General features: G+C 74.1%; 20 protein-coding genes. 12 read left to right on the forward strand and 8 right to left on the reverse strand.

What is annotated here, in order from left to right:
• Window positions 1–418 precede the first annotated feature (418 nt).
• Window positions 419–667, forward strand: a complete 249-nt coding sequence (locus ACQPYX_RS23420) for a WhiB family transcriptional regulator (RefSeq protein WP_018333285.1) — start codon at window positions 419–421, stop codon at window positions 665–667.
• A gap of 219 nt (window positions 668–886) precedes the next feature.
• On the opposite strand, the gene ACQPYX_RS23425 is transcribed toward ACQPYX_RS23420, so the two are convergent.
• Window positions 887–2,368, reverse strand: a complete 1,482-nt coding sequence (locus tag ACQPYX_RS23425) for a sensor histidine kinase (RefSeq protein WP_433799659.1) — start codon at window positions 2,366–2,368, stop codon at window positions 887–889.
• Between the two features lie 54 nt (window positions 2,369–2,422).
• On the opposite strand from ACQPYX_RS23425, the gene ACQPYX_RS23430 reads away from it, so the two are divergent.
• Window positions 2,423–2,497, forward strand: coding sequence for a 50S ribosomal protein bL37 (locus tag ACQPYX_RS23430; protein ID WP_372460497.1), 75 nt, complete (start codon window positions 2,423–2,425; stop codon window positions 2,495–2,497).
• 68 nt (window positions 2,498–2,565) lie between these two features.
• Here the strand turns inward: ACQPYX_RS23430 and rsrA are convergent, their stop codons facing one another.
• Together rsrA and ACQPYX_RS23440 are read right to left on the reverse strand one after the other, a co-directional pair.
• On the reverse strand, window positions 2,566–2,907 hold the full coding sequence (gene rsrA / locus ACQPYX_RS23435) for a mycothiol system anti-sigma-R factor (protein WP_230755350.1): 342 nt from the start codon (window positions 2,905–2,907) through the stop codon (window positions 2,566–2,568).
• Window positions 2,904–3,695, reverse strand: a complete 792-nt coding sequence (locus tag ACQPYX_RS23440) for a sigma-70 family RNA polymerase sigma factor (RefSeq protein WP_433799660.1) — start codon at window positions 3,693–3,695, stop codon at window positions 2,904–2,906. Before ACQPYX_RS23440 ends, rsrA begins: the two co-directional genes overlap by 4 nt.
• Window positions 3,696–3,821: 126 nt before the next feature.
• Here ACQPYX_RS23440 and ACQPYX_RS23445 point away from each other — a divergent pair, with 126 nt between their 5' ends.
• The 5 genes from ACQPYX_RS23445 to ACQPYX_RS23465 are packed head-to-tail and all read left to right on the forward strand — an operon-like array spanning window position 3,822 to window position 6,556.
• Entirely contained in the window at window positions 3,822–4,307 is a 486-nt protein-coding gene (locus tag ACQPYX_RS23445; protein ID WP_230755348.1) for an aminoacyl-tRNA deacylase, read from the forward strand.
• Window positions 4,308–4,347: 40 nt separating this feature from the next.
• On the forward strand, window positions 4,348–4,920 hold the full coding sequence (locus ACQPYX_RS23450) for a TetR family transcriptional regulator (RefSeq protein ID WP_230755346.1): 573 nt from the start codon (window positions 4,348–4,350) through the stop codon (window positions 4,918–4,920).
• Between the two features lie 55 nt (window positions 4,921–4,975).
• Window positions 4,976–5,812 (forward strand): hypothetical protein, encoded by an 837-nt coding sequence (locus ACQPYX_RS23455; RefSeq protein ID WP_433799661.1) that lies wholly within the window; start codon window positions 4,976–4,978, stop codon window positions 5,810–5,812.
• Between the two features lie 52 nt (window positions 5,813–5,864).
• Complete coding sequence (locus tag ACQPYX_RS23460; protein WP_433799662.1) at window positions 5,865–6,086, forward strand: helix-turn-helix transcriptional regulator; 222 nt, start codon at window positions 5,865–5,867, stop codon at window positions 6,084–6,086.
• On the forward strand, window positions 6,083–6,556 hold the full coding sequence (locus ACQPYX_RS23465; RefSeq protein ID WP_230755340.1) for a hypothetical protein: 474 nt from the start codon (window positions 6,083–6,085) through the stop codon (window positions 6,554–6,556). Before ACQPYX_RS23460 ends, ACQPYX_RS23465 begins: the two co-directional genes overlap by 4 nt.
• A gap of 21 nt (window positions 6,557–6,577) precedes the next feature.
• Here the strand turns inward: ACQPYX_RS23465 and ACQPYX_RS23470 are convergent, their stop codons facing one another.
• On the reverse strand, window positions 6,578–7,207 hold the full coding sequence (locus ACQPYX_RS23470; protein WP_433799663.1) for an alpha/beta hydrolase family protein: 630 nt from the start codon (window positions 7,205–7,207) through the stop codon (window positions 6,578–6,580).
• The gene (locus ACQPYX_RS23475) at window positions 7,204–7,962 is read right to left on the reverse strand and encodes an SOS response-associated peptidase (RefSeq protein WP_433799664.1); all 759 of its coding nucleotides are present in this window, start codon (window positions 7,960–7,962) and stop codon (window positions 7,204–7,206) included. The genes ACQPYX_RS23470 and ACQPYX_RS23475 overlap by 4 nt, the downstream gene beginning before the upstream one ends.
• A 28-nt stretch (window positions 7,963–7,990) precedes the next feature.
• Between ACQPYX_RS23475 and aroA the strand changes: the two genes are divergently transcribed.
• Window positions 7,991–9,358: a 3-phosphoshikimate 1-carboxyvinyltransferase gene (aroA, locus tag ACQPYX_RS23480; protein ID WP_433799665.1), complete on the forward strand. Its 1,368-nt coding sequence runs from the start codon at window positions 7,991–7,993 to the stop codon at window positions 9,356–9,358.
• Window positions 9,359–9,419: 61 nt separating this feature from the next.
• The gene (gene rsgA / locus ACQPYX_RS23485) at window positions 9,420–10,433 is read left to right on the forward strand and encodes a ribosome small subunit-dependent GTPase A (protein WP_230755332.1); all 1,014 of its coding nucleotides are present in this window, start codon (window positions 9,420–9,422) and stop codon (window positions 10,431–10,433) included.
• On the opposite strand, the gene ACQPYX_RS23490 is transcribed toward rsgA, so the two are convergent.
• Genes ACQPYX_RS23490 through ACQPYX_RS23500 form a run of 3 tightly spaced genes read right to left on the reverse strand, consistent with a single transcriptional unit; the run spans window position 10,430 to window position 12,313 of the window.
• Window positions 10,430–11,341 carry a lipase gene (locus tag ACQPYX_RS23490; protein WP_433799666.1) on the reverse strand — a complete coding sequence of 304 codons (912 nt, stop codon included), beginning with the start codon at window positions 11,339–11,341 and terminating at the stop codon, window positions 10,430–10,432. The two genes, rsgA and ACQPYX_RS23490, sit on opposite strands and share 4 nt — an antisense overlap.
• Window positions 11,342–11,378: 37 nt before the next feature.
• The gene (locus ACQPYX_RS23495; protein WP_433799667.1) at window positions 11,379–11,843 is read right to left on the reverse strand and encodes a DUF3237 domain-containing protein; all 465 of its coding nucleotides are present in this window, start codon (window positions 11,841–11,843) and stop codon (window positions 11,379–11,381) included.
• Entirely contained in the window at window positions 11,840–12,313 is a 474-nt protein-coding gene (locus ACQPYX_RS23500) for a phenolic acid decarboxylase (RefSeq protein WP_433799668.1), read from the reverse strand. The genes ACQPYX_RS23495 and ACQPYX_RS23500 overlap by 4 nt, the downstream gene beginning before the upstream one ends.
• A gap of 94 nt (window positions 12,314–12,407) precedes the next feature.
• Between ACQPYX_RS23500 and ACQPYX_RS23505 the strand changes: the two genes are divergently transcribed.
• The 3 genes from ACQPYX_RS23505 to ACQPYX_RS23515 are packed head-to-tail and all read left to right on the forward strand — an operon-like array spanning window position 12,408 to window position 15,613.
• The gene (locus tag ACQPYX_RS23505; RefSeq protein WP_433799669.1) at window positions 12,408–13,358 is read left to right on the forward strand and encodes an SDR family NAD(P)-dependent oxidoreductase; all 951 of its coding nucleotides are present in this window, start codon (window positions 12,408–12,410) and stop codon (window positions 13,356–13,358) included.
• A 16-nt stretch (window positions 13,359–13,374) separates the two neighbouring features.
• The gene (locus ACQPYX_RS23510) at window positions 13,375–14,607 is read left to right on the forward strand and encodes an FAD-binding domain-containing protein (protein ID WP_433799670.1); all 1,233 of its coding nucleotides are present in this window, start codon (window positions 13,375–13,377) and stop codon (window positions 14,605–14,607) included.
• Between the two features lie 40 nt (window positions 14,608–14,647).
• Window positions 14,648–15,613, forward strand: a complete 966-nt coding sequence (locus tag ACQPYX_RS23515) for a patatin-like phospholipase family protein (protein ID WP_433799671.1) — start codon at window positions 14,648–14,650, stop codon at window positions 15,611–15,613.
• The last annotated feature ends 2 nt before the right edge of the window (window positions 15,614–15,615 follow it).

Genomic DNA, 15,615 nt, shown 5'->3' on the forward strand with positions numbered 1-15,615 from the left:
GTTTCCCGCTCGTCGCAGTGACGGCGCGGTCACGGTCCGCCGATATCCACTCACCGCCCGCGCAAGCCCGTCGAGCCGCTTGGGACTCGATCCAGACGCGTTCCTCCTGCAGATTCTTGGTCATCCCCCGCGAGTGCCGGGCAGGAATGCGAGAGCAGAACTGCACGGCCGGTCCCCGGAGACGGTGAGCGATCACCGCGATCCGGTGGGCACGGGAGGTGGCACCACCAGGTGGCCGGCCGGCGGCAAGGACGCCGCAGGTCGGAGACCGGAGGAGTCGGACCTCCCCGCACACGAGAACGGTACGGAGGAGCCGGAGCGATCCGGTTCCGTGGCATTCCGCCCCGAACGGAATCGCCCACGACGACGCAAACACGGTGCGAACCCCGAGTCGCACCCAGCTGAGGAGACCAGCACGATGGACTGGCGGAACGACGCTGCTTGCCGCGACGAGGACCCGGAACTGTTCTTCCCGATCGGGACGAGCGGCCCGGCGCTGACGCAGATCTCTCAGGCGAAGGCCGTGTGCCGCCGCTGCCCCGCGATGTCCGAGTGCCTGACCTGGGCCCTCGAGTCCGGCCAGGACGCCGGCGTCTGGGGCGGTGCCAGCGAGGACGAGCGCCGCGCCATGAAGCGCTACGGCGTGCGCATGGACGTCCAGGCCTGATCCGGCCGCTCCGGGGACGGACGCTCGCTCCCCACGCGTCCGCCCCCTGCACGTACCGAGCTGAAGGGCCCCTCCCGTCGGGAGGGGCCCTTCGTTCGTTCCGGGGCCTCCGCGTGAGGGGAGGATCCGCCCGCCCCGACCGCGTGAGGGGTCCCCTCACGAGGTTGGAGCGGGGCGATCCTCCCCTCACGGGACACGGGAGCCCCTTCCCGACGACGCCTACCGGCCCGTGAGGGGAATCTGCAGCTCCGCGCGGGTGCCGCCCGCCGGGTCGGGGCGCAGCGAGAGGGTGCCGCCGAGCTCGGAGTCGACGAGCGTGCGCACGATCTGCAGGCCGAGCCCCGGCGCGCGCTCCAGGGAGAAGGTGTCGGGCAGGCCCCGCCCGTCGTCGACGACGTCGATCTGCAGCCGGCTCGCGGTGCGGGTCGCGACGATCCGCACCGCGCCGGGCGTGCCCTCGGGGAAACCGTGCTCCAACGCGTTGGACACGAGCTCGGTGACCACCAGGACGAGCGGGGTCGCCATCACCGCCGGCAGCACCCCGGCGCGGCCCTCCCGCGTCATCGACACCCCGGCGCCGGGCCGGACGAGGTCGTTCATCATGGGGAGCACCCCGGCGAGCACCTCGTCGATGTCGACCCGCTCGTCCACCGACGCCGCGAGCGACTCGTGCACGAGCGCGATCGAGGCCACCCGGCGCATCGACTCGTTCAGCGCCGACCGCGCCTCCTCGTGCCGGGTCCGGCGGGCCTGCAGGCGCAGCAGCGCGGCGACGGTCTGCAGGTTGTTCTTCACGCGGTGGTGGATCTCGCGGATCGTCGCGTCCTTGCTCATCAGCGCCCGGTCGCGCCGCCGCACCTCGGTGACGTCGCGGACCAGCACCAGCGCGCCGCCCGGCACCCCCCGCGGGCGCAGCGGCAGGGCGCGCAGCACGGCGGTCGCCCCGCGGCTCTCCAGCTCGGTGCGCGGCGACGGGGTCCCGGCGAGCGCGTCGCGCAGGACCGAGACGGCCTCGGCGCCCTCGAACGGGTCGGCCGAGACCTTCCGGGCGACGAGCGGCAGGTCGGCACCCACCAGCTCGTCGGCCCACCCGAGCCGGTGGAAGGCCGACAGCGCGTTCGGGCTGGCGTAGAGGACGGTGCCGGCCGCGCTGACCCGCACCAGGCCGTCGCCCACGCGGGGCGAGGAGCGGCCCTCGTCGACGCCCTCCGCCGTCGGGAAGGTCCCGTCGGCGATCATCTGGCAGAGGTCACCGGCCACCGCGAGGTAGGAGATCTCGAGGGTCGACGGGACGCGGGGCGCCGCCAGGTTCGTGTCCCGGCCCAGGACCGCGATCACCCGGCCCGCATACCCCACGGGCACCACCTCGCGGCGGATCGAGCGCCCGCGGTGCCACCGGGGCTGCTCCTCGCGGCGCATCGTGGTGTCGGCCAGGGCCCGGAGCAGCTGCGGGTGCTGCGCGACGGTCGCGGTGCCGCCGACCATGTCGTCGGGATGGGCGGTCGGCGCGGTCGTCGGGCGGCTGTGCGCGACGCACACGAACGACGGCGTCTCGGCCTCGCTGACCGGCACCCAGAGCAGGAAGTCGGCGAACGACAGGTCGGAGAGCAGCTGCCACTCCGAGGCGAGCCGCTGCAGGTGCGCCACCTCGTCCCCGGACAGCGACGTGTGCGTGGCGAGCAGGAAGCTCAGCGTGCTCACGGGCTCATCCAACCATCGGCGAGGCGCCGGACCGGCGCGTGGGACAATCGCCTCATGTCGAAGCGTGCACGTCAGAAGCGGGACCGCAAGAAGAAGGGCTCGAACCACGGCAAGCGTCCGAACAGCTGAGGCCGTGGCCGGACACGACGAAGGGCCCCCGGATTCTTCCGGGGGCCCTTCGTGTGTCCGGCGGTGCCTCAGCCGCGCCGACGGGTCTCGACGCGGGTCGAGTTCACCTCGACGACCGTGCCGGTCGGCGTCCGCTCGACGCTGATCTGCGCCTGCTCCAGCACCGTCGCGCGGATCCGCTCGCGCAGCTTCTGGTGCAGCGTGTCCGGCGCGCGCTCCCCACCGCAGGTGCGGGCGAGCAACGTCTTGACCTTCTCCTCGAGGCCGTAGCGCGCCAGGCAGGGCCCGCACTCCTCGAGGTGCCGCCGCAGCTGCGCGTCCCGCTCGGCGTCGCACTCGTGGTCGAGCAGCAGCCAGACCTCGGCGAGGACCTCGTCGCAGTCGGTCTCGTGGTGGTTGCCGCAGCTCATGCCTCGCTCACCCCGTCCCGGATGAATCCGCGATCGCGCGCGGTGTCGGTCAGCGCCTCCCGCAGCTGCCGCCGGCCGCGGTGCAGCCGCGACATCACGGTGCCGATCGGGGTGCCCATGATCTCCGCGATCTCCTTGTAGGCGAACCCCTCGACGTCGGCGAGGTAGACCGCCATGCGGAAGTCGTCGGGCAGGGCCTGCAGCGCCTCGCGGATGTCGGTGTCGGGCAGCCGGTCCAACGCCTCGGCCTCGGCGCTGGGGAGACCCGCCGACGAGTGCTCCGCGGACTGCGAGAGCTGGTAGTCGGTGATCTCGTCTGTGGAGTTCTGCTGCGGCTGCCGCTGCTTCTTGCGGTACGTGTTGATGTAGGAGTTCGTCAGGATGCGGTAGAGCCAGGCCTTCAGGTTCGTCCCGGGCTTGAACGACGTGAACGACGAGTACGCCTTGAGCACCGTCTCCTGGACCAGGTCCTCCGCGTCCGGCGGGTTGCGGGTCATCCGCATCGCCGCCGCGTAGAGCTGGTCGACCATCGGCATCACGTCACGCTCGAAGCGTTCGGCGCGCGCGGCGACGGTCTCGGTCTCCAGGTCGGCGGGAGTGGACCCGCCCTGTTGCACGTCGGTCGACGGGTCGTCGACCTCCGCCTGCTCGACCGCCTCGGACACCGCACTCCCTTCGCGCCACCGCTCGACGATGACGTCGGATCGCGGGGAGGTTACCCTGGTGGGCGTGCGGACACCCCCCTCGTCGGGGGCGTGGAGCCGGATCGGGGTCCGCTCCATCGTCATGGCTGGCATGTCCGTCCCAACACGGAGGGCCCGTCCCGTGTTCCCCCACCCGCCGTGGCAGGAAAGCGTCGTTGCTGTCGTCCAGTGGCAGGAGAACCGCATCGTCGTGCGCCCTAGGCTGCCGCCGTGGCCAAGCGAACCGCCGCCGGCACCCCCGCGCTCGCCCTGCTCGCGAAGGCCGGAGTGACCGTGCGCACCCACGCCTACGAGGCCCCGGGCGTCGCCGCGTACGGCACCGAGGCGGCCGACGCGCTCGGCCTCGACCACGCTCGCGTGTTCAAGACCCTCGTCGCCGAGGTCGACGGCGCCCCGGTCCTCGCGATGGTGCCGGTCTCCGGGTCGCTCGACCTCAAGGCCCTCGCCGCGGCCCGGGGCGGCAAGAAGGCGGTGATGGCCGACGTGGCGGTCGCCGAGCGGCTCACCGGCTCCGTCGCGGGCGGCATCTCGCCGCTCGGCGCGCGGACCCGCCTCCCGCTGGTCGTCGACGAGTCGGCGCTGGGCCTCAACACGATCTACTGCAGCGCCGGGAAGCGCGGCCTGCAGATGGAGCTCGCACCGTCGGACCTCGTCACGACGGCGGGTGCGGAGACCGCTCCGATCGCCACCCCCTGACCTCCGCCCACGTGACCGACCGGTTGGTTACGATCGTAGGATGCCGAAGGACGGGAGCGCGACGCGACGGCGCCTGCTCGACGCGGCCGCGGCGGAGTTCTCCGCCCGCGGGATCGCCGGGGCCCGGGTGGACCGGATCGCCGCGGCCGCCGAGGCGAACAAGGCCCAGATCTACGCGTGGTTCGACTCGAAGGACGGCCTGTTCGACGCCGTCTTCCGCGAGCACCTCGCCCTGATCGTCGACCTCGTGCCGTTCGACGCGCGCGACCTCCCCGGCTACGCGGTGCGGCTCTACGACGCGTACCTGGAGCGGCCCGCGGTCATCCTGCTCGCCGTGTGGGCGCGCCTCGAACGGGTCCCCACGGGCGACCTGCTCACCGACGTCGTCGACGAGGTCGCCCGCAAGCACGCCGCGGTCCGGGAGGCCCAGGACGAGGGGATCGTCGACCCGTCGATCGCGCCCGCGGACGTGTACTCGCTGGTCATCGCCCTGTCGATGACGTGGTCGCCGGCCGCCACGGTGATCGCCGCCGCGCCCGGGGATCCCGAGGCCGACCACGCCCGCCGTCGGGAGGCCCTGGCACGGGCGGTGCGGGGCGCCCTCCTGGTCTGACCACTTTCGGGGCATGCGGCCGGGGAACGCGGCGCCCGGCCGGTCTACTGGCCGCATGCGGGTGTTCGTCGTCGTCCTCGTGCTGCTCGGCGTGCTCTCGGGCTGCTCGTCGCTGGGACTCGGGCGGGACGACACCGCGGCCGGTCGGGCGGCCCGTCCCGGGGGGCAGCCCGACGTGGGCGCCGCCGAGTCGATCCGCACCGCGGCCCGGGCGACGGCCGCCGCGGACGGCGCGACGGTGCGCGTCGACTCCAGCGGCCCGGCCCGCGATCGTTCCGTCACGACGACGGGCTCGGGCGTCGTCGACTTCCGCGGCCGGACCGCCTCGACGGCGCTGCGCGTCGGCGACCTCGGGCGGGTCGACGCGCTCGCCGTCGGCCGGACCGCGTTCGGCGCCCTCCCGCCGCGGGCGATCAACGACATCTCCCGCGGGCGGCAGTGGGTGGCGGTGGCCCTCGACGACGTCGACACCGGGCTCTTCGCCGACACCGTGATCCAGCTCGGCTTCGGCATCACCGGCAACCCCGCCGACCTCATGACGATCCTCGGCGCGATCCGCGACGACGTGGTGGTCGTCGGGCCGGAGACGATCGACCAGACCCCGACCGTGCACCTGCGCGGCACCGTCGACCTCGACGCCCTGCGGACGGCCGCGCCCGATCTCGGTCCGGTGCTGGACCGGCTGCGCACGGAACTGAGCCTGGCGGCCGTGCCGGTGGACGTGTGGCTGGACACCGAGGGGCGGGTCCGCCAGGTGACCGAGACCCTCGTTCCCGGCGAAGCCGCGACCACGACGACGCTGACCGACCTCCTCCCCCAGGCCACCGTCGTGGCCCCGCCGGCGGAGATGGTGCGCGACCTGTTCCGGGAGCTGCGGGCGCAGCGGGGCTGACGAGATGTCCACTTCTCTTGACAACATGTCGAGTGAAGTAGACATTGGTGGAGTGGCTCGGACGACGACGACCGCCGCGAACCGGGTCCGCGCCGCCCGCCGGGACGCGGACCTGACGCAACAACGGCTGGCCGAGCTGATCGGGGTGAGCCGCCAGACGGTCGTGGCCATCGAGAACGGGGGGTACGCGCCCTCCGTGTACCTGGCCCTCGCCCTCGGTCGGGTCCTCGGGCACAGCGTCGAAGAACTCTTCTCCGAGGAGGACCGAGGATGAGCACACCGGACGCCTTCGACCGGTTCACGACCCGGATCGGGGACCTCGACCACCCGCTCTACGCCGAGGAACGCCAGCGCGACGTGTGGAACGAGGCCTCCGCCGTGGGCCTCCAGCTGCTGCTCTGGACGCTCGGCCTCGCCGCGGTGGTCGCGGCCTGGGCAGGCGGCCGGGACGCGTTCCCCTACGTGCTCGGCATGACGCTGCCGATGGGGCTCGCCGGCCTCGTCGTCCTCACCTACGCGGCACGACACGGGCTCGACGTACGGACGGCCCAGGTGCGCGCCGGCCGGGGCCGCCTCGTGGCCGCCGCCGTCCTGCTCCTCGCCCTGGCCACCGGGATGCTGCGCACGACGGACCTCGGCGGCGCGACCCTCGCGGGCCTCGTCGTCGGGGCCGGGCTGGTGCTGGTCGTGACCGTTGCCGCCCGGTGGTGGGGCAGGCGACGCCGACCCGCCGAGGAGGACTGAGGTGGCTCCGCCCTGTGAGTACTAATCCGTGCTCTGGCACGGATTAGTACTCACGAGGCGCAGCCACCTCTCGACCGCTGCGCGGACCGGGCCCTGCGCGCGCAGCGAGTGGTCCCCGGAGACCGTGACCACCTCGCGGTGCGCGGCCGTCGGCGGCACACCGAAGCGGTCGCGGTCCCCGGAGACGGCGAGCACCGGGATGCCGGCGTCGTCGACGGCGTCGATCTCCGGGGAGCGGTCGGGCCGGGTCCCGTCCTTGCGGGCCGGCGCGAGCAGCGGGAACGCCAGCGCGAGCACCCCGACCGGGCGGGGCTCGGCGACGACCGCCCCGCGGCAGGCGACCCGGGCCCCCGACGACCGCCCACCGTGGACCTGCGGGACCCCGGGGAACAACGCGGTGAGCTCGGCCAGCACGCATGCCCACGCCTCGTCGAGCTGCGGCGCCCGCGGTGGCGCCTTCCGCCCGGCCACGCGGTAGGGCTGCAGCACCCGCGCGGTGACGAAGCCCGGTGCGGCCGCGACCGCCGCGAGCAGGTCCGGCGCCTCGATCCCGCCGCCCGCGCCGTGCCCGAGCACCAGCAGGCCGCGCGGCTCGTCGTCGGGACGATCGAGGACCACCTCGGCCGGGCCGTGCGGGGTCTCGACGATCACGACGGGTTGACGGCTTCCAGATCCAGCCCCTGCTGCTCGGGCTCCTCGTGCGCCTCCTCGATCAGCTCGGCGCCGTGGTTGCGCACGTTGTTGACCTTCGACGACACCTGGCGCATCCCGATCGCGGCGAGGACCTCGTCGGAGGGGACGAGCAGCTCGTCGATCGCCTCGGAGTCGGGGTCCAGCCACGCCTGCCACCGGTCATGCGGCAGGACGAGCGGCATCCGGTGATGGATCTCGGTGAGCGGACCCGCCGAGGCCGTGGTCACGACCGTCGTCGAGATCAGCGGTGCCTCGCCCTTCGCGGGCCGCCACGTCTCCCAGAGCCCGGCCAGGGCGAGCGGGCGGCCGTCGTCGTAGCTCATGAAGTACGGCGTCTTCTGCTTCCCGTCGCGCAGCCACTCGTACCAGCCGTCGGCCGGGATCAGGCAGCGGCGGGACGCGGCCGCGCGGCGGAACGCGGGCTTCTCGGTGAGCGACTCGGCGCGGGCGTTGATCATCTTGTTGCCGACCGAGAGGTCCTTGGCCCACGACGGCACGAGCCCCCAGCGCATCGCCCGCAGCGAGCGCTCGACGGTGGACGGGTCGGGCTTCCCGTCGTCGTCGCGCGGGTGGCGGTCGACGACGGCGGGGACCGTCAGGGTGGGGGCGACGTTGTACTCCGGGCCGATCACCTCGCCGCCGGTCTCGTCGCGCGCGTCGAACTCCTCGGCCAGGTCGGCCGGGTCCTTGGCCAGGGCGTAGCGACCGCACATGGTTCCCGATCCTGCCAGGATGAGGTCCATGACCGCGTGGAGCGCCCCGACCGCCGACGGCCCGGTGGAGGGCACGGTCGCCGTCCCCGGGTCGAAGTCGATCACCAACCGAACCCTGCTCCTCGCCGCGCTCGCCGACGACGGGGTGACGCGGACGGTCGCGGGCGCCGCCCGCTCCCGCGACACCACGCTCATGGTCGAGGGACTCGCGGCGATGGGGGTCGGCACCGCCACCGCGCCGGGTCGGGACGGCACGCTCGACGTCACGATCACCGCGCCCGGCCACCTACGCGGTGCCCGGGTCGACTGCGGCCTCGCCGGGACCGTGATGCGCTTCCTCCCGCCGGCCGCGGCGCTGGCGGACGGGCCGGTCGAGTTCGACGGCGACCCGCACGCCCGGACCCGGCCGATGGGCGGCGTGCTCGAGGGGCTGCGCGGGCTCGGCGTCGGCCTGGAGCCCGCCGACGCCGACCGCCTGCCGTTCACGGTGCTCGGGCGCGGCGGGGTGCGCGGCGGCGCGGTCACCGTCGACGCCTCGGCCTCCTCGCAGTTCGTCTCCGGCCTGCTGCTCTCCGGCGCCCGGTACGACGACGGGCTCGTCGTCACCTCCTCGACGACGGTCCCGTCGCTGCCGCACGTCGACATGACCGTGACGATGCTGCGGCTCGCGGGCGTCACGGTGACGACCGAGCCGTCCCGCTGGGCGGTCTCGCCCGGGCCGATCACCCCGGACCCGACGTTCGTCGTCGAGCCCGACCTCTCCGGCGCCGCCGTCTACCTGGCCGCCGCGATGATCACGGGGGGCCGGGTGACGGTCGCGGGCTGGCCGGAGCGCCGGCCCGCGGCGAACCCGGAGCGGCACACCCAGTCCCGCCACGACCTGCCCGACCTGCAGCCGATCGCCGCCGTGCGGCGTGCGCTCGAGGCGTTCGGGGCGCAGGTCTCCGAGGGCCCGGACGGGCTGACCGTGCAGGGACCGGACCGGCTCGCCCGGGTCGACGTCGACCTCGGCGAGATCGGCGAGCTGACCCCCACCGTCACCGCGCTCGCGATCGTCGCGTCACTGGGCGGGCACTCCTCGCGGCTGCGCGGGGTCGCCCACATCCGGGGGCACGAGACCGACCGGCTCGCCGCGCTGGCCGCCGAGGCCACGGCGATCGGCGCGCGGGTCGACGAGACCGACGACGGTCTGGAGGTGCACCCGCCGTCGGGACCGCTCCGGCCGACCCGCCCGTGGGGCGCGTACGCCGACCACCGGATGGCGACGGCGGGCGCGCTGCTCGGCCTGGTGGTGCCCGGGCTGGAGATCGACGACGTGGCCGCGACGACGAAGACCCTCCCGGACTTCGCCGACGACTGGTCGGCCCTGGTGCGCGGGGCGGGGATCCCGGCGTGACGATGCGGCTCTCCTGGCACTGGATGACAGCAACGACGCTTTGCTGCCACCGGGGGGCGAGGTGAGCCCCCGCAGCGCCGCCGGGCGGTACGACGAGAGCGACGTCCGGGTCCGGCCCGGCAAGGGCAGCCGCCCCCGGTCCAAGCGCCGCCCGGAGCACGCGGACGCGCGGGCCGCGATGGTCGTCGGGGTCGACCGCGGGCGGTGGACCTGCGCGCCCGACGACGAGCCGACCGCGCGCGTCGTCGCGATGCGGGCCCGCGAGCTGGGCCGCACGCCGGTGGTGGTGGGCGACCACGTCGACCTCGTCGGCGACACGTCCGGCGCCGAGGACACGCTCGCCCGCATCGTGCGGGTCGCCGAGCGGACGAGCGTGCTGCGCCGCACCGCTGACGACACCGACCCCTACGAGCGGGTGGTCGTCGCGAACGCCGACCGGCTCGTCATCGTCACGGCCCTCGCCGACCCCGTGCCCCGCACCGGCTTCGTCGACCGCTGCCTCGTCGCCGCCTACGCGGGCGGCCTCGCCCCCGTGCTCTGCCTGACCAAGGCCGACCTCGCCGACCCGGGGCCCTTCGCCGCGGAGTACGCGGAACTGGACCTGCCCGTCGTCGTCACCCGCTCCGACCGGGATCCCGACGAGCTGCGCGAGCTGCTGCACGACGAGGTGTCGGCGCTGATCGGGCACTCCGGGGTCGGGAAGTCGACGCTGGTCAACGCGCTGGTGCCGGACGCCGAGCGGGCGGTGGGCGTGGTCAGCGGGGTCGGGAAGGGCCGGCACACGTCGACGTCCGCGGTGGCCCTCGGCCTCCCCGACGGCGGCTGGGTCGTGGACACCCCGGGCGTGCGGTCGTTCGGGCTCGCGCACATCTCCCCCGACGACGTCGTGGCGGCCTTCGGCGACCTCGCCACGGCCGTCGAGGACTGCCCGCGCGGCTGCTCGCACCTCGGCCCGCCGGCCGACCCGGAGTGCGCGCTGGACCCGCTGGTCGCGTCCGGCGCCCTCTCTTCCGGCCGACTGGACGCGCTGCGCCGCGTGCTCACGGCACTGCGCACCCCCGCCTGGGAGAGCTAGCCGCGCAGGCCCCGCGGCGGCACCGGCAGGCACTGCACCGGCCGCGCGTGCGCGGGGTCGAGGGCGTTCGCGATGTGCTGCATCGTCACCGGGTCGTAGGCGACGGCGGCATGCTCGGCGAGGTCGGTCGGGCAGCCCTCCTGCAGCACGATGTTCGTCGCGCCCTCGAGCAGACCCGAGGTGTAGGGCACGACGAGCTCGTCGTAGCGGGTGAGGATCATCGTGTAGGTCACGCCGTCGACCTTCGGCCCGCCGTCGGAGTTCATGCGCCGGATGAAGTCCGACCCGGCGAGGAACTGCCGGCACGACGCGCACGCCTGGTCGAGCGACGCGACCAGCACCGGGTCCAGGCCCAGCTCCTCGCCCGTGCGGTTCAGGAAGTCCAGGGCGAGCGTGTTCGTGCCCTTCCACAGCGGCGTCAGCCCGACGTACCGGTCGACGGACCGCGACCCGCCGAGGAACTTGACGTAGTAGTCGGGCATCAGCGAGCCCTCGGAGTGTCCGACGATGTCGACCTTCGCCGCGCCGGTCGCCGAGCGCACGCGCTGCACGAACGTCGCGAGCTCCTGCGCGCTGCGCTCCATCGGCGCGAGGCCCCCGACGAGGCCGACGGGCGGCGGGAGCAGCGCGTTCTGCCCGTAGGTCAGCGAGAACACGCAATAGCCCCGGGCCTTCAGCTGCGGGGACACGTACTGCCAGTTGTCGAACTGGGTGGCGAGCAGGCCGTGCACCAGGACCACGGGGTTCGGGTGTTGCGCCGACGGCCGGCAGGAGAAGTCGTTCGACCCGGGCGGCGAGGGCGCGAGCAGGTCGCTCCCGGGTGCGGCCTGAGCCGGGGCGGCGAGGACGAGGCCGGCCACGAGGGCCGTCACGGCGGTCAGCAGGATCGCGCGCAGGCGGCTCGTCACGACAGCGACAACGCCGCCGATCGGGTGAGGGTACGGCTCAGGTCACCGCGTAGAGGTCGTAGACCACCTGCGACGCCCGCCGCTGCGCGACGGCCACCGTCAGCAGGCGCGTCATCCAGGCGTACGCCGGCGCCGAGGTCTCGAACGTCGCGTGCACGCGGAAGTAGTACGACGACGGATCCGGCTCCTCGCCCCGTGCGAGCGCGGCCAGGACCTCCGGCGGACCGGCGCGCACCCCCGCGGTCCGGATGGACACGTCGGCCCCGTCGTGCGAGCGCAGCAGGTAGCGGGTGTCGATCGTGGTGGCGCCGTCGGCCTGGATCACCTGCCAGTCCGCGCCACCGGGCACGACGATCCCGGTGAACCGCTCCCCCGTGACCCGACCGCCGACGATCGGCACGATGCGGCGGTGGCCGGCGTCGGTGACGCCCAGGTCGATCGGGGCCTCGAGCTCGACCTCGACGTGGGCGAGGTACTCCAGGCCGGGCGTCGGCAGGGTCACGAGCGCGGCCACTCGCCGCCGGCCGGGGGCTCGGAGACGACCGACTCGTCGTCGGGACCGGGGTCGGAGAGCAGCGTGATCTCGCTCGGCTCGTCGATCACCTCGATCGGGTAGGTGGGGCCGGCCTCGCGGCGGCGGGCCATCTCGTCGAGGTGGTCGTTCTGGAAGCAGACCGTGGCCTGCGGGTCGTCGACCACCCAGCGCGGGAAGAAGATCGTGCCGTGCGTGACGCGGTTCTCCAGGTCCGCGACGATCGAGACGCTGGTGCCGGTCGGCTCGGTCCAGTGCACCGTGTGGACGTTCTCCCGCAGCCGGGCGACGTACGCCCGCTGGTCACGCACCCACCGGCCGCCGACGAGGCCGGAGTGGATCCGGTAGTCGACCGTCGTGTCGTTCTTGACGTACAGCTCGTACTCCCAGCCGTTGGCGTAGGTGTAGATCAGCCGCTTGCCCACGATCGTGTCCGTCACGGGCGTCGGGTACCCGCTGCCCCGCGGTCGAGCGGTGACACGCGTGGTAGGTTCGAAACCAACTGGATGGTTACTAACGACGAGGAGGCCCCGGATGGGCATCACGACGGCGTTCGACGCCCGCAGTACCGCCCTGGAGGTGGTCGAGGGCGTCGACCTGACCGGGCGCACGGCGGTCGTCACCGGCGCCGCCTCCGGCATCGGCGTCGAGACCGCCCGTGCGCTCGCGGCGGCGGGAGCGGCGGTGACGGTGGCCGCGCGGTCGAGCGAGGCCGCGGAGCGGGCGGTGGCCGACATCCGCGCGTCGACGGGCAACGAGCAGGTGCACGCCGCCCTGCTCGACCTCACCGACCTCGACTCGGTCCGCGCCTTCGTCGACGGGTGGACCGGGCCGCTGCACGTGCTGGTGAACAACGCGGGGGTGATGGACACCCCGGAGACCTACACCGCGTACGGCTGGGAGCTGCAGTTCGCGACGAACCACCTCGGGCACATGGCGCTCACCCTCGGCCTGCACGACGCGCTCGCCGCGGCCGGGGACGCGCGGGTCGTCGTGGTGTCCTCCAGCGGGCACGGCAGCTCGCCGGTGGTGTTCGACGACCTGTTCTTCGACCGCCGCGCCTACGACCCGGGGCTGGCCTACGGGCAGTCCAAGACCGCGAACGTGCTGTTCGCGGTCGAGCTGACCCGCCGCTGGGCCGCCGACGGGATCACCGCCAACGCGCTCATGCCGGGCGGCATCTGGACGGGCCTGCAGAAGCACTGGGACCCGACGGTGATCGAGGAGCTCTCCGTCGCGGCGGCCGACATCATGAAGACCCCGGAGCAGGGGGCGGCGACGTCGGTCCTGCTCGCGACGTCGCCGCAGCTCGAGGGCGTCGGCGGGCGCTACTTCGAGGACTGCCACGAGGCCGAGGTGGTGGACGAGATCCAGCACGGCATCCACGGCGTCCGGGCCTACGCGCTCGACCCCGACGCCGCCCGGCAGCTCTGGGACGTCTCGCTGGCGCTGCTGGAGAAGGCCGGATGGGAGATCACCGGCTGAGCGGGTACGCAGGCGTGTGCAGCTGCCCGTCCCGGACCCCGGACCCGATGCCGCCGTCGCCTTCGTCGGCGAGCACCTGGGCGACCTGACCTGCGACACCCCGGCCGCCTCCGGCGCGTTCCGGGGTGGGCAGACGGCCGCCGACATCGCGCTCGGCTCGCTCGACGTCACGAACTACGCGCGGCGGCGCAACGACGTCTGGCCGCCCGAGCGCCGGGGGGCGTCGCGGATGTCGCCGTACGTCCGGCACGGGCTGCTGTCGCTGCCGGCACTGTGGGAGCACGTCGCCGACGCCCCGCAGCGCGACCGCACGAAGTACCGCGACGAGCTCGCCTGGCAGGAGTACGCCCGGCACGTCTACGCGCGGATCGGCCCGGCGCTCGGCGACGACCTCCGTGCGCGCCCGCCGCGGCCGCCGGAGACCTGGGACGACCCGTGGCCCCGGGACATGAACTGCATGGACGTCAACCTCACCGAGCTGCACGACGACGGGTGGCTGGTCAACCAGTGCCGCATGTGGCTCTCCAGCCAGTGGACCGTGCGGGCCGGGGCGCAGTGGCGCGACGGGGAGGACGCGTTCTTCACCCACCTGCTCGACGGGTCCCGCGCGGCGAACCGGCTGGGCTGGCAGTGGACGGTCGGCACGGGGACGGGCAAGGCGTACGGGTTCTCGCGAAATCAGGTGGAGAAGCGGGCACCGAAGCTCTGCGCGGACTGCGCCCTGAACCACGACTGCCCGGTGCAGGACTGGCCGCCGGAGCAGCGCACCACGCGGATCGAGCCGCCGGCGGGGCTGCGCTCCGACCCGGACCCGGAGTCGACCGGCGGGCCGACGGCCGTCGCGGACGTCCCCGACGTCGACGCGGTGTGGCTGACCGCGGAGTCCCTCGGCGACGACGACCCGGCCCTGCTGGCCCACCCGGACGCCCCGGCGGTGTTCGTCTTCGACGAGCCGCTCCTCGCCCGGCTGCGGCTCTCGGGCAAGCGGCTGGTCTTCCTGACGGAGACCCTGGCCGACCTGGCGACCCGACGTCCGGTCTCGCTCTTCCGCGGGTCGGTGCCGGAGGAGCTCGCCGGGCAGCGCGTCGCCGTGACATTCGCACCCGTCCCGGGCTTCCGGTCCCGCGCGGCGGCCGTCGATCCGGCCGTCGTACATCCGTGGCCGTGGCTGTTCCGGCCGCGCGGCGGGCGGCTGCAGAGCTACACCGCCTGGCGGAAGGGGATGCCGCAGCGACCGGACGGGGTCTGATCCGGGCATGGCGGTCGGGCGCCCGGGGCATCATCGAGCCGTGCCCCGAGTCGCGATCGCCTGCCAGGGCGGCGGCAGCCAGACGGCGTTCACCGCCGGTGTGCTGCGCCCGCTGCCGCGCTCCCCCGAGGTCGAGCCCGTCGCCTTCACCGGCACGTCCGGCGGCGCGATCTGCGCCCTGCTGGCCTGGTACGGCTGGCGGACCGGCGGGCGGCGGCGCGCCGTGGAGCTGCTCGAGGGGTTCTGGCGGGACAACGAGGCGCGGACGCCGCTCGACGCGGTGACCAACGCGGTCGGCGTCGGCCTGCTCCGGCTGCGTGACCTGGGGCTCCTGCCGCTCCCCGCGTTCGACCCGTACCGGTTCCCGGAGATCGCCCGCGCGCAGCTGCAGGACCTGCTCGAGCGGTGGGTGGACTTCGGGCTGCTCGCCGCCCTGCCCCGCGACGAGGGCCCGGTGCTGCAGATCGGGGCGGTCGAGGTGCGCAGCGGCGAGTTCCGGCGGTTCGACTCGCGCCGCGGGGAGATCACCGTCGACACCGTGCTGGCCAGCGCCGCCATCCCCACGCTGTTCCGGGCCGTCGAGACCGGCGACGGCGTGTACTGGGACGGGGTGTTCTCCGAGAACCCGCCGGTCCGGGACCTGCCGGCGCTCGCGCCCGACGACATCTGGATCGTCCAGCTCTTCCCGCAGCGCATCGACGCGGAGCCGCGCACGCCGGGCGCGATCGCCGACCGGCGCGCCGAACTGACGGCGAACCTGTCGCTGGAGCAGGAGATCGACGCGATCCAGAAGATCAACGAGTTCGTGCGGGCCGGCTACCTCGAGGGCGCCGGGTACCGCGAGGTCGGCATCGAGCGGATCCCGTTGGACCGCCGCCTCGACTCGGCCTCCGCCGCCGACCGGTCGCCCGCGTTCCTGCAGGGGCTGATCGCCGACGGGGTGCGGGCGGGCGAGGCGTTCCTGGCGGCACGGCCCTCCCTGCACGCGGCGACCGGTACCGCCTGACC

The sequence above is a fragment of the Actinomycetospora sp. CA-084318 genome, assembly GCF_050955885.1.
Classification (GTDB): domain Bacteria; phylum Actinomycetota; class Actinomycetes; order Mycobacteriales; family Pseudonocardiaceae; genus Actinomycetospora.